Annotated in this window: 21 protein-coding genes; 6 read left to right on the top strand and 15 right to left on the bottom strand. The window is 66.6% G+C overall.

The window, feature by feature from the left end:
• The first annotated feature begins 60 nt into the window (after positions 1–60).
• Both ABD231_RS33320 and ABD231_RS33315 read left to right on the top strand, forming a co-directional pair.
• Positions 61–954, top strand: a complete 894-nt coding sequence (locus tag ABD231_RS33320; RefSeq protein ID WP_344161073.1) for an SDR family oxidoreductase — start codon at positions 61–63, stop codon at positions 952–954.
• A 9-nt stretch (positions 955–963) separates the two neighbouring features.
• Positions 964–1,311 carry a darcynin family protein gene (locus ABD231_RS33315; protein WP_344161070.1) on the top strand — a complete coding sequence of 116 codons (348 nt, stop codon included), beginning with the start codon at positions 964–966 and terminating at the stop codon, positions 1,309–1,311.
• 124 nt (positions 1,312–1,435) lie between these two features.
• Here ABD231_RS33315 and ABD231_RS33310 read toward each other — a convergent pair whose 3' ends face one another.
• From ABD231_RS33310 to ABD231_RS33290, 5 genes are read right to left on the bottom strand one after another with little or no spacing between them, the layout of a single operon-like run.
• A complete protein-coding gene (locus ABD231_RS33310) occupies positions 1,436–2,806 on the bottom strand; it encodes an NAD(P)/FAD-dependent oxidoreductase (RefSeq protein ID WP_344161067.1) in 1,371 nt (456 codons plus the stop codon).
• A gap of 50 nt (positions 2,807–2,856) precedes the next feature.
• On the bottom strand, positions 2,857–3,660 hold the full coding sequence (locus ABD231_RS33305; protein WP_344161064.1) for an ABC transporter permease: 804 nt from the start codon (positions 3,658–3,660) through the stop codon (positions 2,857–2,859).
• The gene (locus ABD231_RS33300) at positions 3,657–4,562 is read right to left on the bottom strand and encodes an ABC transporter permease (RefSeq protein WP_344161061.1); all 906 of its coding nucleotides are present in this window, start codon (positions 4,560–4,562) and stop codon (positions 3,657–3,659) included. Before ABD231_RS33300 ends, ABD231_RS33305 begins: the two co-directional genes overlap by 4 nt.
• Positions 4,559–5,674, bottom strand: a complete 1,116-nt coding sequence (locus tag ABD231_RS33295) for an ABC transporter ATP-binding protein (protein WP_344161058.1) — start codon at positions 5,672–5,674, stop codon at positions 4,559–4,561. The genes ABD231_RS33300 and ABD231_RS33295 overlap by 4 nt, the downstream gene beginning before the upstream one ends.
• 3 nt (positions 5,675–5,677) lie before the next feature.
• A complete protein-coding gene (locus ABD231_RS33290; RefSeq protein ID WP_344161055.1) occupies positions 5,678–6,865 on the bottom strand; it encodes a polyamine ABC transporter substrate-binding protein in 1,188 nt (395 codons plus the stop codon).
• Positions 6,866–6,990: 125 nt separating this feature from the next.
• Here ABD231_RS33290 and ABD231_RS33285 point away from each other — a divergent pair, with 125 nt between their 5' ends.
• Both ABD231_RS33285 and ABD231_RS33280 read left to right on the top strand, forming a co-directional pair.
• A complete protein-coding gene (locus ABD231_RS33285) occupies positions 6,991–7,473 on the top strand; it encodes an Lrp/AsnC family transcriptional regulator (protein WP_344161052.1) in 483 nt (160 codons plus the stop codon).
• Positions 7,458–8,819: an NAD(P)/FAD-dependent oxidoreductase gene (locus ABD231_RS33280; protein WP_344161049.1), complete on the top strand. Its 1,362-nt coding sequence runs from the start codon at positions 7,458–7,460 to the stop codon at positions 8,817–8,819. The genes ABD231_RS33285 and ABD231_RS33280 overlap by 16 nt, the downstream gene beginning before the upstream one ends.
• 195 nt (positions 8,820–9,014) lie before the next feature.
• Here the strand turns inward: ABD231_RS33280 and ABD231_RS33275 are convergent, their stop codons facing one another.
• Genes ABD231_RS33275 through ABD231_RS33255 form a run of 5 tightly spaced genes read right to left on the bottom strand, consistent with a single transcriptional unit; the run spans position 9,015 to position 13,063 of the window.
• Complete coding sequence (locus ABD231_RS33275) at positions 9,015–9,371, bottom strand: hypothetical protein (RefSeq protein WP_344161046.1); 357 nt, start codon at positions 9,369–9,371, stop codon at positions 9,015–9,017.
• A gap of 20 nt (positions 9,372–9,391) precedes the next feature.
• Positions 9,392–10,024 carry a hypothetical protein gene (locus ABD231_RS33270; RefSeq protein ID WP_344161043.1) on the bottom strand — a complete coding sequence of 211 codons (633 nt, stop codon included), beginning with the start codon at positions 10,022–10,024 and terminating at the stop codon, positions 9,392–9,394.
• Between the two features lie 50 nt (positions 10,025–10,074).
• A complete protein-coding gene (locus tag ABD231_RS33265) occupies positions 10,075–10,896 on the bottom strand; it encodes a carbohydrate ABC transporter permease (protein ID WP_344161040.1) in 822 nt (273 codons plus the stop codon).
• Positions 10,896–11,774, bottom strand: a complete 879-nt coding sequence (locus ABD231_RS33260; protein ID WP_344161037.1) for a carbohydrate ABC transporter permease — start codon at positions 11,772–11,774, stop codon at positions 10,896–10,898. The genes ABD231_RS33265 and ABD231_RS33260 overlap by 1 nt, the downstream gene beginning before the upstream one ends.
• Entirely contained in the window at positions 11,771–13,063 is a 1,293-nt protein-coding gene (locus ABD231_RS33255) for an extracellular solute-binding protein (RefSeq protein WP_344161035.1), read from the bottom strand. Before ABD231_RS33255 ends, ABD231_RS33260 begins: the two co-directional genes overlap by 4 nt.
• A 103-nt stretch (positions 13,064–13,166) precedes the next feature.
• Here ABD231_RS33255 and ABD231_RS33250 point away from each other — a divergent pair, with 103 nt between their 5' ends.
• Positions 13,167–14,327: an ROK family transcriptional regulator gene (locus tag ABD231_RS33250; RefSeq protein ID WP_344161032.1), complete on the top strand. Its 1,161-nt coding sequence runs from the start codon at positions 13,167–13,169 to the stop codon at positions 14,325–14,327.
• Positions 14,328–14,681: 354 nt separating this feature from the next.
• Here the strand turns inward: ABD231_RS33250 and ABD231_RS33245 are convergent, their stop codons facing one another.
• From ABD231_RS33245 to ABD231_RS33230, 4 genes are all read right to left on the bottom strand, one after another.
• Complete coding sequence (locus ABD231_RS33245; protein ID WP_344161029.1) at positions 14,682–15,761, bottom strand: alpha/beta fold hydrolase; 1,080 nt, start codon at positions 15,759–15,761, stop codon at positions 14,682–14,684.
• On the bottom strand, positions 15,740–16,567 hold the full coding sequence (locus ABD231_RS33240) for an alpha/beta fold hydrolase (protein ID WP_344161026.1): 828 nt from the start codon (positions 16,565–16,567) through the stop codon (positions 15,740–15,742). The genes ABD231_RS33245 and ABD231_RS33240 overlap by 22 nt, the downstream gene beginning before the upstream one ends.
• 37 nt (positions 16,568–16,604) lie before the next feature.
• Positions 16,605–17,345: a GntR family transcriptional regulator gene (locus tag ABD231_RS33235; RefSeq protein WP_344161023.1), complete on the bottom strand. Its 741-nt coding sequence runs from the start codon at positions 17,343–17,345 to the stop codon at positions 16,605–16,607.
• Positions 17,346–17,411: 66 nt separating this feature from the next.
• Positions 17,412–17,627 (bottom strand): hypothetical protein, encoded by a 216-nt coding sequence (locus ABD231_RS33230; protein WP_344161020.1) that lies wholly within the window; start codon positions 17,625–17,627, stop codon positions 17,412–17,414.
• Between the two features lie 254 nt (positions 17,628–17,881).
• Here ABD231_RS33230 and ABD231_RS33225 point away from each other — a divergent pair, with 254 nt between their 5' ends.
• Entirely contained in the window at positions 17,882–19,237 is a 1,356-nt protein-coding gene (locus ABD231_RS33225) for an NsdA family TPR-like regulatory protein (protein ID WP_344161017.1), read from the top strand.
• Between the two features lie 4 nt (positions 19,238–19,241).
• Here ABD231_RS33225 and ABD231_RS33220 read toward each other — a convergent pair whose 3' ends face one another.
• Positions 19,242–20,135, bottom strand: a complete 894-nt coding sequence (locus ABD231_RS33220; RefSeq protein WP_344161014.1) for a phosphotransferase family protein — start codon at positions 20,133–20,135, stop codon at positions 19,242–19,244.
• Positions 20,136–20,193 lie beyond the last annotated feature (58 nt).

Raw genomic sequence — 20,193 nt, 5'->3', positions numbered from 1 at the left:
GCGTGACTCGATATTGCTAATTTAATGGACACCGTGTACCGAAATAGATCTGGAGAAGTCATGCGTGTCTTTGTCACTGGAGCCTCGGGCTGGATCGGCTCCGCCACCGTCGACGAACTGCTCGCCGCCGGCCACGAGGTCCTCGGCCTCGTCCGCTCGGACAGCTCGGCCGCGGCCGTCACCGCGAAGGGCGCGATCGCGCACCGTGGTGATCTCGACGACCTCGACTCGTTGCGGCTCGGCGCCGCGGATTCGGACGCCGTCGTACACCTGGCCAACAAGCACGACTGGGGCAACCCGGCCGAGTCCGACCGCGCCGAGCGGGCTGCCGTCGAGACCATGCTCGACACCCTGGCCGGTACCGACCGCCCCTTCGTGATCGCCAACGCCCTGTCCGGCATCGTCGAGGGTCGCCCGGTCGTCGAGACCGACCCGTCGCCGGCCGTCGGCCCCGACTCCGACCGAGGTGGCAGCGAGAACCTCGCACTGGAGGCCGCCGTACGAGGGGTGCGTTCGGCCGCGGTCCGCTTCGCACCCTCGGTGCATGGACGCGGAGACTGGGGTTTCGTCACCTGGCTCGCCGAGGCCGCGCGGAAGCACGGGGTCTCCGGCTACATCGGCGACGGCTCGACCACCTGGTCGGCCGTCCATCGCACCGACGCAGCGCGTCTCATCCGCCTCGCCGTCGAGCACGCCCCCGCCGGTTCGCGTCTGCACGCAGTGGCCGAGGAAAGCCTTGCCACCAAGGCGATCGCGGAAGCCCTCGGTACGGCGCTCGCCGTACCAGTCACGTCGATCGACCCGACCGACGCCGCCGCGCACTTCGGAGTCGTCGGCCACTTCTTCGCCACCACGATGACCGCGAAGTCCGCAATCACCCGCGACCTCCTCGACTGGAAGCCCACCGGACCGGACCTGATCGAAGACATCACCTCCGGCGCCTACACCAACTGAGGAGACACGATGTCCGAACTCACCGCTTTCATCCTGGTCAAGACGCGCCGCGAATGGCTCAACCTGACCGTCGCCGAGCGCATCACCGCCTTCGAGACCGAGGTACTCCCCACCGTCCGCGACCGCGTCAGCAACGTCAGCTCCCGCTTCTACGACACAGAGTTCTACTCAGCCCGAGTCACCGACATCTGGGTCTGGGAAGCCGCCGACCACGAGTCGTTCCAGCTGGTCGTCGAGGCCCTCCGCGAAACCCGCTTCTGGGACCACTACTTCGACATCGTCGAGATCCTCGTCGGCGTCGAAAACGGCTACGCCAAGCACTACAACACCGCAACCCCCACCACCATCAAGGCCTGACGCCACGCTAAGAACACGTAGTAGTCCCGCCACGACGGCCTGCGGGCTACCCGCTGAGCGCTGGCGGCGGTATGCGTAGCCACCTACTACATGTCCTTGCCGACCTGCACCGGATTCACGCGGTTTAGAAGTCGAAGCCGAGGCCTAGTCGGTCGAGGGTTCGGAGCCAGAGGTTTCGGTGGCCGGCGTTGGCGTCGGCTTGGGACATGGCGTGGCGGGTGAGGTGGATGCCGGCAGAGCGGATGGGCTCGGGTGGGAAGGGGATCGGGCGCGTGCGGACCATGCGGAGTGCGGTGCGTTCGGTGGATTCGCGGTACAGGTGGTCGAGGATGACGTCGGCGCCGAAGCGGGTCGCGGCCACGCCGAGGCCGGTGTAGCCGAGGGCGTAGGCGGTGCGGCCGGCGTGCGCCGTACCGAAGAAGGCGCAGAAGCGGGTGCTGGTGTCGATGACGCCGCCCCAGCGGTGGGTGAAGCGGAGTCCTTCCAGTTGCGGGAAGGTGGTGAAGAAGTGTTCGGCGAGCATCGCGTGTACGGCGGTGCGTTGCTCGTACGCCGGGTTGATCCGGCTGCCGAAGTGGTACAGCGGGGTGTAGCCGCCCCAGATGATCCGGTTGTCGCGGGTCAGGCGGTAGTAGTGGAAGAGGTTCGAGGCATCGCCGACGCCCTGTCGGTTCTGCCAGCCGATGCTGTCGAGTTGAGCCGGGGACAGCGGCTCGCTCGCGAGCACGAGGTCGTAGACCGGGACGGTGAAGAGTCGCAGTCGACGCAGGAGTGACGGGAAAGCGTTGGTAGCAAGGGCAATCCGCGCGGCCCGCACTGAGCCGCTGGTCGTGTTCAGCCGACCGTCGTGGAGCGCGGTCACGCGGGTGTACTCGTGGATGCGCACCCCGAGGTCCAGGCAGGCTTGGCGGAGACCCCAGGCCAGCCGGGCTGGTTCGACGAGCGCGGTGGAGTGCGGGTCGTACAGCCCGCCGAGATACGTGGGCGAGTTGAGTTCCGCCCGTACGGCGTCCTGGTCCAGCAGCACCAGGTCGTCGCGTCCGGCCGCCTCTTCGGCCAGCTCGGTGACGTGATGGGGTGCGGTCGCGACCGTGAGCTCGCCGGTACGGCGCCAGTCGCAGTCGATGCCGAGTCGCGCGATCGTGGCTCCGATCGCGTCGAGGTTCTCGGTGCCGATTCGTTCGATCGTGGCGAGTTCGTCGGGCCAGCGGGCGAGGCCGTTCGCGTACCCGTGCGTCAGGCTCGCGTCGCAGAAACCCCCGTTGCGCCCGCTGGCGGCGGAACCGCAGGTGTTCGCCTCGAGCAGTACGACGTCGAGGCGCGGGAAGCGTTCCTTGGCGCGGAGCGCGGTCCACAAGCCGGTGTACCCGCCGCCGACGATTGCGAGGTCGGCAGCAATCGGACCGGTCAGCGGAGGCAACGGTTCTGGCGCGGCGGGATCGTCGAGCCAGAAGACCTGGGGCGCCGCATCCGCCAGCGCCGCCGCCGCGCTCACCACTCAACTCCCCTGGTGTGGAACGGGAGCGCGCTGCCGATTCTCATCACTCAGCTCCGCGCCCGGCGTCGGCGGGCGACTTCGCCGAGGAGGACGAAGAACAGGGCGAGGAGGAACATCGCCGTACCGACGACGTTGATCTGGGGTGGGATGTCGCGTTGGGCGGATCCCCAGACGTACATCGGGAACGTCACGGTGGTGCCGGCGTTCAGGTTGGTAATGATGAAGTCGTCGAAGGACAGGGAGAAACTCAGGAGGGCGGCGGCCATGATGCCGGGGAAGACGAGAGGGAAGGTGATCCGCCAGAACGTCTGCCACTCGTTCGCGTAGAGGTCCATCGCCGCCTGTTCCAGCCGCGAGTCCATACCGGCCAGTCGTGCCTTCACGGTCACCACGACGAATGACAGGCAGAACATCACGTGGGCGATCAGGATCGTCCAGAACCCGAGCTTGCCGCCGAACCCGCTCGACACGAACAGCGCCAGCAGCGACGACCCGAGGACGATCTCCGGGGACGCCATCGGCAAGAAGATGAACAGGTTTGTCGCCGACCGGCCGCGGAAGCGGTGGCGCACCATGGCGAACGCCATCAGCGTCCCGAGTGCAGTCGCGACGACGGTCGCGAGCAGGCCGATCCGCAGTGAGGTACTGACCGCGTCGCACAGGCCGAAGGGCTGGCACGGGTTCGCCCAGTTGTCCCAGGTGAAGCCGTCGAACGTGTAGGACAACCGCCCCTTCGGCTGGTTGAACGACATCAGCATCACGACGACGATCGGCGCGAACAGATACAGCAGCACGATGAGACCCAGCACCATCACCAGGTGCCGTCCGACGAACCGCCCGAGGCGCGTCATACGAGATCATCCGTTCCGGCTCGGCGGACGTAGATCAGGACCAGTACGACGATCGCCGCCATCAGCGTCACCGACAACGCGGCCGCGGTCGGATAGGCGCCGGCCGCGAACAGTCGCTGGATGTCGTTGCCGATCATCCGCTGCTTCGGCGTACCGAGGAGTTGGGCGTTGATGTAGTCACCGGCCGCCGGGATGAACGTGAGCAGCGTTCCCGCAACCACGCCCGGCATCGACAACGGCAACGTGACTGTCCGGAACGTCGTCATCGGACCCGCGAACAAGTCACCGCCGGCCTCGATCAGGCGGCGGTCGATCTTCTCCAGACTCGCGTACAGCGGCAGCACCATGAACGGCAGGAAGTTGTACGTCAGACCCGTGACGACCGCGGCCGTTGTCGCGAGCAACCTTCCATCAGGACCGAGGATGTGCAGCCATTTCAGCGCATCCACGACGAAACCGTTGTCGCTGAGCAGCAACTTCCACGAGAGCGTGCGGATCAGGAAGCTGGTGAAGAACGGCGCGATCACCAGCGCCAGCATCAGGTTCTTCCAGCGCCCGGCTTTCATCGCGATCGCATAGGCGAGCGGATAGCCGAGCAGCAGACAGAAGGCCGTGGTCAACAACGCGTACCACAGCGATCGCAGGAACGGCCGCGCATAGTCGGCCATCGTCGTACCGAAGTTCTGCCAGTGCCAGGTCATCGAGAAGCCGTTCTCGATCGACCCGTTCGGATCGTACAAACTTGCTGCTAGCAACGAAACCAGCGGGACGACGAAGAACAGCAGCAGCCAGAGCCCGCCCGGGAGCAACAGCAGGTACGCCGTCAGTCGCCGCCCGGACCGCGGTGGCGGCGGAGCCGACGTCGGCTGGGCGGCTGCGCCGAGCTGGCCGACGGCGCTCATTCCACGTCCTCGACCCCGGCCAGCGCGTCCTGCGCCGCGTCGAGCAGGAAGCTGTGCGCCGGCCGCCAGTGCAGGTCGACCGCGTCGCCGGCCGTGAACGCGTCGCGCGCGCCGGTGTTCTGCTCGAAGACCGTGAGCTCCTGACCCCACGGCAGCTTCGCCAGGTACTGCGTGCTGACGCCGACGTAACTCACGTCCGTGACGACCGCGCCGCGGAGCTGGTTCGAACCGTCCCCGTCCTCGGAGCCGGCCGGGGCGAGGAACACCTTCTCCGGCCGGATCCCCAGCCAGACCTCGCCTTCGGTGACCCGGCAGCGGACCGCCGGCACGAGCACCTTGCGGCCTTGGACGTCGACGATCAGGTTCTGGTCGGCCTGGCCGATGATCGCGCCCCGGATCAGGTTCGACTGCCCGAGGAAGTTCGCGACGAACGTGGTGGCCGGCAGGTCGTACAGCTCGGCCGGGCTACCCAGCTGCTCGATCAGCCCGCCGTTCATCACCGCGATCGTGTCGGCCATGGTCATGGCCTCTTCCTGATCGTGCGTGACGTGCACGAAGGTGATGCCGACCTCGGTCTGGATCCGCTTCAGCTCTAGCTGCATCTGCCGGCGCAGCTTCAGGTCGAGAGCACCGAGCGGTTCGTCGAGCAGCAGGACCTGCGGGCGGTTGATCAGCGCGCGGGCCAACGCAACTCGTTGCTGCTGGCCACCAGACAGTTGCCCAGGGCGACGTTTGCCGTAGTCGTTCAGCTCGACCAGATCGAGCATCTCCTCGACCTTTGGCTTGAAGTCCTTGACCTTGCGGCGCTTCAGCCCGAACGCGACGTTCTCGAAGATGTCGAGATGCGGGAACAGCGCGTAGTTCTGGAAGACGGTGTTCACCGGGCGCTTGTACGGGCGCAGTCCGGTGATCTCGTCGTCGCCGAGGCGGATGGTTCCGGTGGTCGGTTCCTCCAAACCGGCGATCATCCGCAGAGTCGTCGTCTTCCCGCAGCCCGATGGGCCGAGCAGCGCGAAGAAGGTGCCCGCGGGGACGGTCAGGTCGAGGTTGTCGACGGCTCGATGACCAGCAAATTGCTTGCTGATGCCTTCGAGGACTAAATCACTGGTCATCTATCAGCCCCCGATCGCGAGGTTGAAGTCGGTTTCGTAGAGCTTCGCCTTGGCCGTGTCGAGCGGCATGAACGACGAGGTCTTCGAAAGCATGGCCTGGTCGGGGAAGACCAGCGGGTTGTCGACCAGCTCGGGGTCGATCTTCTCCATCGCCTGCCGGGCGCCTTCGACCGGACAGATGTAGTTGACCCACGCGGCCAGCTCGGCCGCGACCTCCGGGTCGTAGTAGTAGTTCATCAAGGCTTCCGCATTCGCCTTGTGGGTCGCCTTGTTCGGTACCAGCATGTTGTCCGACCAGAGGTTGAGACCCTCTTCCGGTACGACGAACTTGATATCGGCGTTGTCGGCCTGGAGCGCGAGTACGTCGCCGGACCACGCCATACAGGCGGCGATGTTGCCGTCGTTCAGGTCCTGCACGTAGTCGTTCCCGGTGAAGCGGCGGATCTGGCCGGCGCCGACGGAGTTCTCCAGCTTCTCCAGCGCCTTCGTCCACTCGGCGTCGTTGAACTTGGCGGGATCGGCGCCGACCAGGCGCAGCATGACCGCCATCGTGTCCGGCATCTCCGACAGCAGCGTGATCCGGCCCTTGAGCTCAGACTTGCCGATCAGGTCGGTCCAGCTGCCGATCTCGCCGGTGACCTTGGCGTTGTAGGCGATCCCGGTCAGACCGCTCTGCCACGGCACGCTGTAGTCGCGGTTCGGGTCCCACAGCGGGGACTTGAGCTGCTGGAGGAGGTACTTGTCGACGTTCGGCACCTTGGCGTGGTCGAGCTTCTGGATCCAGCCGAGGCTGACCATCCGGGCGGCCATCCAGTCGGTCAGCACGAAGATGTCGCGGCCGCTGGGCTGACAGGTACCGAGCTGGTCGCGGACCTTCGCGTAGAACTCGGAGTTGTCGTTGACGTCGGCGGTGTAGGTGACCTGGATCCCGCTCTGCTTCTGGAACGCCTCCAGCGTCGGCAGCACGGTCTTGCCGTTGACCTTCTCGTCGGACTCGTCCATGTAGCTCGGCCAGTTCGAGAAGTTCAGCTGCTTCTGACTACCCGACTGGTCGGTGCTGATGCACTTGTCCGCACTCTGCCGGGCGGGCGGGATCCCGCAGGCGGCCAGCGCACCCGCGCCGAGCGCACCCAGGCCGAGGCCGCGCAGAACCGTCCGGCGGCCGACGACCGAGGGCTGACGAGGCCTCACACGCAACCTCCTTTGCAGGGGCTTTCGCGGTGGATAATGTCAAAACATTGAGATCGAGACAAGGGATTCCGTAGCAAACCTGGATTTTCACAACGGAATCCGCTTCAACCGGTAAGATCAGGCGGGTGCCAGTACGAACAGGACACCCCGACAAGAACCAAGGTCTGCTCGACGAGACCTCCAAGGCGATCATCGAACAACTCCAGGTCGACGGACGGCGTTCGTACGCCGCGATCGGGAAAGCGGTCGGGCTGTCCGAGGCCGCCGTACGGCAACGCGTCCAGCGGCTGACCGACGCCGGCGTGATGCAGGTGGTCGCGGTCACCGATCCGCTCGAGCTCGGGTTCGACCGGCAGGCGATGATCGGGATCAAGGCCGAGGGTGCGTTGGAACCGATCGCCGAACAGCTGGCCGCGATGGACGAGGTCGAGTACGTCGTGATCACGGCCGGCTCCTTCGACCTGCTGATCGAGGTGTTGTGCGAGAGCGATGAGCACCTGCTGCAGGTGCTGTCCGAGCGCGTTCGGCAGATCGAGGGCGTGAAGAGCACCGAAAGCTTCGTCTATCTGAAGCTGGTGAAGCAGACGTACTCGTGGGGTGTCCGCTGAACCTCTGGGCCGACTCCGCGACCGGGGTGCGCTCGGCGCGCCCCGCGCTCGCTGGGGATCGGGACGCGGATGTCGTGATCGTCGGTGCGGGGTACACCGGGTTGTGGACGGCGTATTACCTGGCTAAGGCGGATCCTTCGCTGCGGATCGTCGTACTGGAGCAGGAGACGGTCGGGTTCGGGGCTTCTGGGCGGAACGGTGGTTGGTGCTCGGCGTTGTTCCCGGCGTCCGCACGGAAGCTGGCTGCCTTGCCGGGGTCGAGCCGGTCGGCGGCGATCGACATGCACCGGGCGATGCAGGATTCGGTGAACGAGGTCGGCCTGGTGAGCGCGGCCGAGGGGATCGACTGCGACTACTACAAGGGCGGGACGATCGTGCTGGCTCGCTCCCAGGCGCAGCTGGCGCGGGCGCGAGCCGAGGTTGCTTCCGCTGGCGAGTGGGGTCCGGGCGATCTGCGGTTCCTGGAACGGGACGAGGTCGAGTCGCACGTCCGCGCGACAAAGGTGCTGGGGGCAACATTCACTCCGCACTGTGCGGTGATCCATCCGGGGAAGCTCGTTCGGGGACTGGCGGATGTGGTCGAGGCGCTCGGGGTGACGATCCACGAACACACGCCGGTGAGCACGATTGAGCGTGGGCGGGCTGTCACGCCGTACGGGGTTGTGCGGGGGGAGGTGGTGGTTCGCGCGACCGAAGGGTTCACGCCTGGGCTCGCTGGCTCGGGGCGAGCGGTGGCGCCGGTGTATTCGTTGGTGGTGGCGACTGAGCCGCTCGATGATGCGACGTGGGACCGGATTGGGTTGGCGGATCGGCCTTCGTTCAGTGATCACCGGCATCTGATCATCTATGGGCAGCGGACTGCCGATGGGCGACTGGTGTTCGGTGGACGTGGGGCGCCGTACCACTTCCGGTCGCGGGTGCGTCCGTCGTACGACGAGGAGCCTCGGGTTTTCGCCAAGCTGCAGTCGACTCTGCGTTCGTTGTTCGCGTTGGAGGACGTGCAGTTCACGCACGCGTGGGGCGGGGCGCTCGGGGTGCCGCGCGACTGGTGCGCGTCGGTCGGGCTCGAAGGCGGGTTCGCGTGGGCGGGCGGGTATGTCGGGGACGGCGTCAGTACGACCAACCTGGCCGGGCGAACGCTCACCGACCTCATCCTCCGCCGCGACACCCCGCTAACCCGCCTCCCCTGGGTCGGCCACCACTCCCGCCGCTGGGAACCCGAACCCCTCCGCTGGCTAGGCATCAACGCCGGCCTCCACGCCATGACCCTCGCCGACACCGAAGAACGCCTCACCGGCCGAACCAGCCAACTAGCCCGCCTGATGTCCCCCCTACTCGGCCATTGACCCGCCACCCCCTCACCTCGCGCCCAAAGAGCAGCCCTCCGCTCCCCAACACGCCCGCTGCTCTTTGTGCACCAAGTTCATCTTTGAGAACCCACCAACCACGCGGAGGCCGCGAAAATGGTTGGTGGGTGCACAAAGTTGGATCTCGTGCACAAAGAGAAGGCGACCCACCTTTGGGCACTAGGGGGTCGGTCGCTAGGTGAGGCCGGCTTTGGTGTCTAGGTGTTGGAGTAGGGCGTGGGCGGCTAGCTCTACCTTCTTGTGGCGCCATTCGGAGGCTCGGTAGACGCAGGCGATCAGGCCTGAGCGGTGGATGCGGCGGAGGTCGCCGTACACGAAGGCGTAGCGGGCTTTGGTTTCGTCGTTTGCGCCTTTGGTGAGGCCTAGGTGCCAGGCCGCGTACTCGGGCCAGGTGTGCTTTTCGAGGAAGGCGTTCTGGGCGTCTGCGTGTGGTTGGACGGCGCCCCAGTCGCTGTCGAGGACGTACTGCCGGGAGTCGATCAGTTTGCGCGCGTGCTCGACTGCGGCGTCGTTGACCTCGTAGTTGGCCATGCCACCCCTGTTCCCAGCCGCTAACCCACCTGGGCGGGTTCGGCCTGCAGTGTGGCCAGGGGGAGGCCGGCGAGGTGGAGGGTGGGGTGGGTCCAGTCGTTGAGGATGGGGGCTTCGGTGGCTAGGTGGTTGGCTAGTTCGGTTCGGCTTAGTTCGAAGACGTGGGCTGGGTTGCCGGTCAGGTCTACGACGGTTTGCATGAGGTGGGCGGCTTGTTCGTTCCAGAGGGGGTCGGTCGCGGCCAGGTCATCGGGGCGGATGAGGAGGAGTTCCACGTCGGATTCGAGATCGCCGTCGGCTCGGGCCAGGGCGCCGTACGCGGAGGCGTGGACCGGGGGGAGGCGCCAGGCGGCCAACTCGTCGGCGATGCGGTTGACGAGGGCGGTGCGGAGGTCGGCCAGGAACTCGACGACAGGGGCGGTTAGGTGCTTGCGGTTCAGGCGGTAGGACAAGGAGTTGCCGGCGTCGTCTACGTGGACGAGGCCCGTGGCGGCTAGGCGTTGGAGGACCAGGCGGACTCCGGCGACACTGCCCTGACCTGCGAGTTTGTGAACCTCGCGGCCGGACAGGCCCTCGTCGGCGCGGGCCAGGACCTGGAGGACGGGGCCGTCGAGGGAGGGGATGACGGTGCTGATCGGCGTCTTCAGGTCCATGACGAGACAGTAGTAACCGATCAGCTCCGCACAGTAATCATGCTGACGGCTCAGCCTTTGACGGCTCCGGTGAGGCCGTTGACGATGTAGCGCTGGAAGAGAAGAGCGAGCAGAACTGGCGGGAGAGCAGCCAGTACGCCGCCGGCCGCGACCAGCCCGAAGTCCGACGAGAACTTTCCGGTGAATTCGGCGATCGCGACCGGGATCGTCTTGGAGTTCGTGGTCGAGGTGAAGATCAGCGAGTACAGGAATTCGTCCCACGCGAGCAGGAACCCGAACATCGCGGTCGCCACGATCCCCGGCCGAGCCAGCGGAAGCACGATCCGGACCAGCGCGCCCAGCCGCGAGCACCCGTCCACACGGGCCGCGTCCTCAAGCTCCGGCGGCAGGCTGAGGTAGAAGTTGCTCATCGTCCACAAGCAGAACGGCGTGACGATCGAGCAGTACGTGACGATCAGCCCGAGCTGCGTGTCCAGTAGCTGCAGATTCGCCAGCGCCAAATACAACGGGATCACCAACGCGATCGGCGGCAGCATGTAGATCGCCAGGAACGCGAACAACGTCGTACGGCGGAAGCGGAATCGCAACCGGGCAAACGCGTAGCCGCCCAGGCAGCCGACCACCAGCGAGATCAGCGTGGTCGCCGACGCGACGACCAGGCTGTTCACCATCGAGACGCGGAACGTGCCGGCGATCCCGTCGGCACCCGACGTGAAGATGTCGGCGTACCGCGAGAATGTCGGATGCGCCGGCCACAGCGAGCCACTCGTCAGTTCGTCGGCCGGCGAGAGGCTCGAGATCACCAGCCAGCTGAACGGCGCCAGTACGACGACCGCCAGCAGACCGCACATCGCGTATTGGAACTTGCGCATCAGATCCCCGCCATCTGGTTCTGCCGGAGCAGTCGCAGGTAGAACATCGCCAGCGCGCCGACCGCGATCACGATCAGGTAGGCGAGAGCGGCGCCGTACCCGAAGAGCTGGTTCGAGAACGCCTGCAGATAGGTGTAGAAGGCAACGGTCTGAGTGCCGGAGGCGGGACCGCCGCCGGTCATCACGTAGACGATGTCGAACACCTTGAACGCCTCGATCGTGCGCAGTACCAGCACCACCGCGATACTCGGCTTCAGCAGCGGTACGACGACCTGCCAGAAGGTCCGCCAGGTCGAGGCACCGTCCACGACCGCTGCCTCGCGCAGTTCGGCCGGGATCGTCTGCAACCCGGCGAGCAGGAAGAACGCGACGATCGAGGTGTTCTTCCAGACGTCGGCGACGATCACCATGTTGAGCGCGAGGAACGGCGAGCCCAGCCACTGGATCTCGGTGCCGAGCAGCTGGTTGAGGACGCCGTACTGGCCGTTGTCGATCCAGCGCCACAGCGCGCCGTTGACGATCGTCGGCAGCGCCCACGGCAGTACGACCAGGCTGCGCCACAACCATTTGAAGCGCAGCGGCGCGTTGAGCAGCAGTGCCACACCCATCCCTAGCACGAGCTCGGCCGCGGTCGAGACGATCGTGAAGTACGCCGTGTGCCCGAGCACCGGGTAGAACGACGGGTCGCTGAAGACCTTCGTGTAGTTGCTCAACCCGGCGAACGGATAGCTGCCGGGCATCGCGCTGTCGACCTTGTAGAACGACATCAGCAGCGTCCGGAGTACCGGGTAGAGCACCACACCGAAGACGACTATTGCCGCAGGCAACAACAGGAACAGCGCGAACCGTCCCTCGCCGCGGACCCGCACCGGCTTCACGACTGCAGCAAGCTGTTCGCCTTGTCGGCCGCGTCATCGAGCGCCTTCTGGGCCGGCTTGCGGCCGAGCAGAGCCTGCTGCAGCTCGGCCTGGACCGCCTGCGACATCGCGTTGTAGTTCTTCGCCTGCGGTCGCAGGATCAGATCGTCGAGCTGCTTCTTCGCCTGCGGTACGACGGCCGGGTTCGTCTTGACGACCGCGGGATCGTCGTACGAGTCCTTCCAAACCGGCAGCGAGTCGAGCGCGTACTTGTTCTGCTCGGGCTGGCTGGTGAGGTGCGAGATGTACTTGAACGCGGCCGCCTGGTTCTTGCTGCCCGCGGTCACGCATAGCGCCATCCCGCCGTTGACGCCCGGCCGGCCCGCGCTGCCCTTCGGCGTCTGGACGACCTTGACCTTGCCGGCGATCTTGCTCTGCTTGGCGTCGTTGGCCGCGCCGTACATGTAGGTCCAGTTCAGCACCATGCTGGCCTGACCGGCCTGGAACACCCGCTGTACGTCGGCCTCCAGCGACTGCGTCGAGGCCGGGTTGCTGAGTCCGTCGACGATCGTCTTCCGCATGAACTCCAACGCCTGGACCCCTCCGCCGGCGTTGAAGGCAGCCTTGCCCGAATCGTCGAGGAACTTGCCACCCATCGCTCCGAGCAGTTGGGCGTAGTCGCAGACCAGCGCCTCGGCCTGCTGCCAGGACCAGATGAACGGGTACTTCACGACCCCGGCCGCCTTCAGCTTCTGCGCGCCCTGCAGGACACCGTCCCAGGTGTCGAGCCAGTGCGGGTTCACACCGGCGGTCGCGAGATGGGCCTCGTTGTAGAAGAAGTACTTGGTGTCCATGATCCACGGGACGCCGTACAGCTTCTGGTCGTACTCGGCGGTGGCGATCGCACCGGCGAGCATGTCGGTCTTCCACGCGCCGTCCCACTGCGCGGTGACATCGGTGATCATCTTCTTGCTGCCGAACTCGGCCGGCCAGATCACGTCGATCAGCACCACGTCGTACGTCCCGGCCGGGCCGGCGGCGACGATCTTGTCGTGCAGCGCCTCGTAGGCGACGAACTCCGGCGTCACCTTGATGCCGGGGTTCGCGGCCGTGAACGAGGCCGTCATCTTGGTGACGTCCTCCTCGGTGTACGCCGCCTGTTTCATGAACAGCGCGCGGATCTCACCGCTGCTGCCACTGCCCTGGTCCCCCGTGGTCGCGCCCTTGCCCCCGCTGCACGCGGCCAGCAAGGCCGCCAGTCCGGCCCCACCGGCCGTCTTCAACACGGTCCGCCTGTCGATCGCCACCATCGTCGCCCCACTCCAGGTCTTTTATTTGTTAGGCAACTTTCCTAACATACGGGCAGTATCATCAGGGCTGACGAGGGAGTCAAGAACTCTGCAGAGGTGATGTGTGAACCGTGTTGTCGGCGGTACGCCGAGCGCGAGCGTGGTCCTCGCACGCCTGCTCGCGCAGTCCGGACCGCAGACGCGCTCCGAGCTCGCCGTCGCGTGTGCGCTCTCTCGTCCGACGGTCTTCGCCGCTGTCGAGCGGCTCGAGGCGCTGGGGTTGGTCGAGTCACTCGGCCAACGCAGCGGCCTGCCTGGGCGGACCGCCACCTTGTACGGCGTTCCGTCCGCCGCGGGATGTGTTGCGGCGATCGACATCGGCGGCACGAATCTCCGGGTCGCCGTGTGTGATGTCAGCGGGACGCCGCTGGTTGAGCTGAAGCGCGCTACTCAGGCGAAGGGCGCGGAGAGCGTCGTACGGCAGGCGGTTGAGCTCTTGGCGGAAGCACGAGCTGAGGCCGGGCGATCCGCCGTACCGTTGTTGGCTGCTGGGGTGTCCACGCCGGGTGCGGTGAATCTGACCAACGATCCGATGGTTCGGTACGCATGGAACCTTGGGCAGGAGACGCCGTACGACCTGTACTCGCAGTTGGCCGCGGGGATCGACGGGCCGGTGCTGCTGGAGAACAACGTCAACCTGGCCGCGATCGGTGAACACCGGCACGGGGCGGGGAGTTCGCTGTCGACGTTTGCGGTGATCGCGATCGGCGCGGGTGTCGGTGCCGGGATCATGCACAACGGTTCGCTGCTGCGCGGTGCTCATGGCGCTGCTGGTGAGGTTGGCTTCCTGCCGACAACACACGCCCGACGCGGTACGCCGACCGAACCGGATGAGGCGGGTGGTCTCGCCCTCCTGCGCGAGGCGCGTGCCCTCGACCCAGCCCTGCGTGACGTGCAAGACCTCTTCGATCGAGCGCGCGCCGGTGACGACTACGCGCTCTCCCTGGTCGAGGACGAGTGCCGCCGCATCCACGAGATCGTCGCAGCGCTGTCCGCCATCGTCGACCCCGAAACCGTCATCCTCACCGGCGGCATCGGCGACAACGAACTCCTCGCCGCCCGAGTAGCCGAACTAGCCGCCACCCTCCCCGTCCCCGTAGCCGTCATCCGCTCCACCCTCGGCGACCGAGCCTCCCTGGTAGGCGCCATAGCCACCGCCACCGACCACGCCCAGACCGAGCTGCTGAGCCGCACCGCCGCCACCCCCACCACCTCCGCCCTCTGATCGGCGGATGGTCGCGCCCCTCCACCTCCGCAATCTGATGGGTTCCCCCATCCGCTTGTGGGTTCTGCACTCGCATGCGGGTTCAGAACCCACAACCTCATGGGTGAACCCACGAGCTCGGTTAGTCAACCCCACGCGACGTGGAGCCGCGGTCACCGGGCCCCGCGGGCCAGGCAGATGGCTGAGCCGGATGGCCCCGGGACCCCGAGATCGCGGGCGCGAGTCACCTTGAGCACCCCTTGACCACCTTTCGAGCGCGCAGATGGTTGAGCCGTGCACAACGTCGTACCGGGTCGTGATGAGAGCGCTTGGCTGACCGGGTGCCTCGGTGCGGGAGGCAACGGCGGCGAGGGGTCAGCGGTAGCTGGTGAAGAAGGTGTGGAGGTCTTCGATGAGGAGATCGGGGGCTTGGTGGGCGGCGTAGTGGCCGCCGGTGTTGTGTTGGGTCCAGGTGGTGATGTTGGCGTGGTCTCGGGTGGCGTAGGCGCGGATTGGGGTGAGGTCGTCGCGGAATGAGGAGACGGCCAAGGGGACTGTGGTTGGGGCGCCGGGGGCTGGCTGGCGGGCGTATTCGGCGTAGAGCTGCATGGCGGAGGCCGCGGTTCCGGTGAGCCAGTACGCCGTGATGTGGGTGAGGAGGGTGTCTGGGTCGAGATCGCCCATGACCTGGCGGTTCCAGTCGAGGAGACCGACTGGCGAGTCGTTCAGGGCGGTTGCGAGGACGTGCGGGCGTTGGGCGTGGACGTGGGCGTAGCAACTGGATGAGCGCTGGAGATCGCGCAGGCCGTCGAGGGCTTCTCGGTCGGCGGCGCTCAACGCCGTACGGTCGGGCTCCACACTTGGCGGGTAGGCCAGCCACTCACCTTCGGGGAAGCAGAAGAGCTGGGTGACGTGTACGCCGGTGACTGCGTCCGGCGCGACTCGGCCTAGCTCCGGGGCGATGTGCGAACCCCAGTCGTTGCCGGCCGCGCCGTACCGGTGGTAGCCCAGGCGTTCCATCAGCGCCGCCCAGGCGCGAGCGATCCGGCGTGGTCCCCAGCCGCGGTCTGGCGTCGGACCTGACCACGTGTAGCCGGGTAGGGACGGGATGACGAGGTCGTAGCCGAGGTCGGTCAGCGGGCCGATCACGTCGACGTACTCGACGATCGAACCCGGCCAGCCGTGCGAGAGGATCAGCGGGAACGCGGTCGGCCGGGGTGAGCGGATGTGCAGGAAGTGGACGTTCGTTCCGTCGATCGTTGTCGTGTACTGCGGATACTGGTTCAGCCGTCGCTCCCACGCACGCCAGTCGTACTCGTCACGCCAGTAGTCGACCAGCTTCTGGAGGTCCGGCTCGAGCCTCGACCGGATGCCGGCCAGTCGTCGGCGGAGGTCGGTGAGTTGCTCCTCCGGGACCTCGATCACGTACGGCGTCAGTTCTGCGCTGCCAGCCATTCGAGCCCCTCCTCCGCGTGCTCGACAATCGTGAAGTGGCTCGCGCCATCGTGAATCTGCAGGGTTGCCGTCGGGAGGTGCGTGGCGAGCCAGCTGCCGTGTGAGGGCGGGATGATGCGGTCCGCGGTTCCGTGCAACAGGAGGATTGGCGCTGTGATCGTCTTGAGGTCGCAGCCCCAGGGACGCGTGTACGACGCGTCGTCGTCGATCTGGCCGTATGGGCCGGAGTCGAGTCCGGGGCCGGCGACCTTGCCCAGCCAACCCCATGGGCCGTCGAAAAGGCGGTGGTCGGCAGCGGCGAAGCCGGCGTCGTACTCGAAACCCGAGTCGTGCAAGGCGGCTCGCACCTCGGCACCGGCCGCTGCGCTACCGAGGGCCGCGATTCCCGACGGGACCATGCCGGCGTACCAGTCCAAACCCTCAGCCCCGTACGGCGCGATCGCGGCCAGCGTGACGACCGCGCGGACCCGATCACCGAGCACGGCGGCGGTTCCGAGCGCAAACGTTCCGCCACCGGAGTAGCCGACGACCGCGAACCGGTCGAGCCCGAGTGCGTCCGCCACCCGCTCGGTGTCATGGGCGACCGAAGCCACCGTGCGTCCGCGGTCCGGGGTCGAACCGCCGTACCCGGGGCGGTCGAACGAGATCCAGCGGAGGCCTCGGCGTTCGGCCGCGGCGAAGAGCGGTTCGGGTGGGGCACCGACGTTCGGGGTGCCGTGGTTCCAGATCACTGGTATGCCGTCCGACCCAGCGTCGTACACATGCAGTGTCCGGCCGTCGGCGAGTTGCAGGTTTTTCTCGATCATGTCGGCGACGTCGGAGCGGGTCGGACGTCCTCGACATTTAGAAACTGGTGGCGCGCGACCTTGGTGTTTGCGTCATCCGGAGCTCGGTGGTGAACGCGTAGCGATCGCCACGGTAGAGGGCCGACGTGTACTCGAAGACGCGGTCGCGGCTGTCGAAGCTGATGCCATGGGTGGCGAGGCAGGGCTGGGTGACCGGGATGTCGAGCCAGCCGGCGGTCTTGGCGTCGGGCATCACGGGTTCGAGGCGCGAGGTCCCGCTGACCACGTCGATGCCGTAGCGGTTGGTGAGGAGGTCGTACAGCGAACCGTTGAGGTCCTCGGCCTCCACCCCCGGCACGTACGCCGCGGGCAAAGTGGTCCGCTCGACAACCATCGGGAAGTCGTCCGCGAGCCGCAGCCGGGTGAACGCGATGATCGGATCACCAACCGGAATCCGCAGCCGCCGCGCAGCCGCTCGCTCGGCCTTCTGATGGCGGAACTCGAGCATGGTGGTACCCGGGCGCATACCGCGCCGGCGGATGTCCTCCGAGAACCCGATCATGCCCAGCCAGCGCGCCACCTTCGGACGAGTCGTGTACGTGCCGCTGCCATGCCGCCGTACCAGCAGCTCTTCGATCACGAGCTCGTCGACGGCGCGACGCAACGTCATCCGTGCCACGTTCCAGCGCACGGCCAGCTCCCGTTCGGGCGGCAGCGCAGCGCCCTCCGGCAGCGTGTCGATCAAACTCAGCAACAACGCCCGGATCTCGGCGGCCTTCCCCGGCAGCGAACCATGCATGCCTCTTGGGTAACACTCCAGCATCCCCCACCGAAAGCCTTTCCACGACTGTCGAAGACAGTCCCACTAGACCACCGAAGAACTCGAGCCCTCCGGACGAGCCAACAAGTGGAGGTACCTGACGATCTCCGATGTATGGTGACGCAGTTCCTCATCAGGGTTGTCCCACGTGATGTAGATCAGCAGGGGTCCGGCACCGTCGACCGTTCCGGTGCCGTAGTCGAAATGCGTGACCCGGTCACCCCGCCGCAGTTCCCACCAACGCAGTACGGCGGGTGTCATGGCAGGCCTGCCTCTCGTGGTGGACGGAGCCGACGCCGGTCGCAGGGAATTCACAGCGCCGGCCCCGTCGATCGGGGGATGTCCTCATCTCAGCCGCAAGCACAGTCGGTGGGCAGATGCATAGCCCGTGCACTCCGCAGCGACCCGTGCAGAAGCTGTGCACTTCTCGGTGACCCGCCACCGGGCACGCCTGTCCGATCTGCAGTCCGCCGATTACTGTGGGTAGACCGGTTCGAGGGTTCTGAAGAGGCAGGATGAATTCGCCCAACGAGTTGTTCGCCGAACTGCTGGCGGAGGCGCAGTGCTCACGCAGTGCTTTGGCACGCGACATCCGGGAGCTTGCAGCGGCTCGGGGGCTTCAGGACGTCCGGTGCGATCACGTCGACGTCGGCCGCTGGTTGCGGGGAATGGTGCCCCGCGGCGCCAAGCCGGTGCTGATCGCCGAGGCGCTCGGGCGGCGACTCGGACGCGCATTGTCGTTGAGTGATCTGGGATTCACGTCCGGGCAACCGCTGACACTCGGCCTCTCGTTTGCGGAGTCCCGCGACGCAACGATCCGTACTGCTCGCACGCTCTGGACCGAAGACCTACGACGCGCGGACTTCCTTCGGATGGCAGTGACGGCGGGTGCTCTGACCACACCGATGGCCCGGTGGCTGGTTTCTCCGCCGACCGATCCACCATTTCGCAAGCAAGGGACCCGTCGGGTCGGTTCGGACGATGTCTCCGCCGTGCGCGCGACCGTGCGGATGTTCGAGCAGCTCGATCATCAGTTCGGCGGCGGGCATGCTCGCACGGCCGCCGTTCAGTACCTCAACGACGCGGTCACCCCGTTGCTGCATGCGACCTACAGCGACGCGATCGGCCGCGACCTGTTCGCGGTGGCGGCGCAGTTCACCTACAAGACTGGCGCGATGGCGTACGACGTCGGCCTGCACGGACTAGCTCGTCGCTACTTCGTCCAGGCTTTGAACCTTGCCCACACCGCCGGCGACCGACCGCTGGGCGGAAAGGTTCTCGCGTTGATGAGCCATCAAGCCAATTACCTCGGTGAGTACCGGGAGGCAGTCGATCTCGCGCGGGCCGCGACTCTCGGAGCGGGAACGGCTGCCACTCCCAAGGCTCGTTCGATGTACGCCGCCATGGAAGCACGCGGCCTGGCGAGCATGGGAGACAAGCGCGCCTGCCTTCGGATGATGCGCGAGGCTGAACAGAACTTCGCGAAGAGTGCTGACGACGAGCCGGACTGGATCGCCTATTTCGATCAGGCGGAGCTCCACGACGAACTGGCACACTGCTTCACTGCCCTTCGTTCCCCTCGCGAGGCCGAGCACCATGCGCACGCTGCGCTCGGGCAAGCAGGCGATCCCCATCCGCGCAGTCGCACGTTCTGCCGGATCACTCTCGCAACCGCCTACCTCGACGCGGGCGACGTACCGCAGGCATGCACGACAGCCGGAGAAGCGCTGGCTGCCGCGGGCCGGATCAAGTCCGCGCGGGTCCGGCGATATGTGCGGACCTTCGACCGTGGACTGGAGGGCTTCGGACAGCAACGGTCGATCGTGGAGTTCCGTCAGCGCGCGAGAGATCTATTGCGCGACGCATCGTGAGCTCTCAGACGCCTGGGGTCCAAGCTCTCGGGGAGTCGGGATTGCGCAGGGAGGCGATGCGCCGGCCTGCTTCTGCAGCCAGTCGCGGCTCGCGGGCCAGCCTGCTGACGAGCCACGCAGTCATCCGGAACTCGCGGATGGCGGCGAAGACGGCGAACCCGTCCCAGGCCCGGATGTCCCATCCGTAGGCGTCGACGAAAGCGTCGTACTCGGGGTCGGAGTACCAGCCGAGCCGCTGGTAGACGGCCGGTACGACCAGGTCCCATTCGCGGGGCCCCAGACTGGATCGCTCGAGATCCAGCAGTACGGCGATGCCCTCGCGACCGCGGATCGCGTTCTTCCGGTTGGCGTCGCCGTGGATGACGCAGACCGGGAGCCCTGCCGCAGCATCCGCATAGGCCGGCCGGAGCACATCCAATTGGTCCACAAGGAACTGTCGGTCTGTCACCTCGAGAGCCCCGGCAGCGGCCGCAAGATGCTCCTCCACCCGGACGAATGGATCGAGGGTCGGGAGGCCGAAGTCCGACGGCACCGGCAGCGCGTGCAGTCTTCGGAGCAGCTCGGCGAGTTCCGCCGTACTTGCCATCGAGGCGTCGGGGACTTCATGCCACAGCGTGACCACCTGGCCGGCCACCGACCATGGCAGGTCGGCTACCTCGAGCGGTCGCACCGCAGGTACGCCGTGAGCCGCCAGCCACCCCCCGATCCGGACCTCATGAGCGGCGCGTTCGTAGGACGCCGGACTCGAGATCCGCGCCACTACCCCACCTGGCAGCCGGAAGACCGCGTTGTCGGCAATCGGTCCGAGTAGTTTCAGGCCCGCCGTCTCGGCACCGAGCCTCACGGCTACCGCTTCAGCCACCGCGTACGCAGCCTCACGGTTGAGCACGGTTGCCATCCCCAAAGTCTCTCACCCCGGAAAACAAGCACGCTTGATTCTTTTTGCTGACCGTGTC

The sequence above is a fragment of the Kribbella yunnanensis genome (assembly GCF_039529655.1).
Lineage (GTDB): Bacteria > Actinomycetota > Actinomycetes > Propionibacteriales > Kribbellaceae > Kribbella > Kribbella yunnanensis.
The sequence above is the reverse complement of the archived record's forward strand: the minus strand, read 5'-3'. Positions and strand labels throughout refer to the sequence as shown.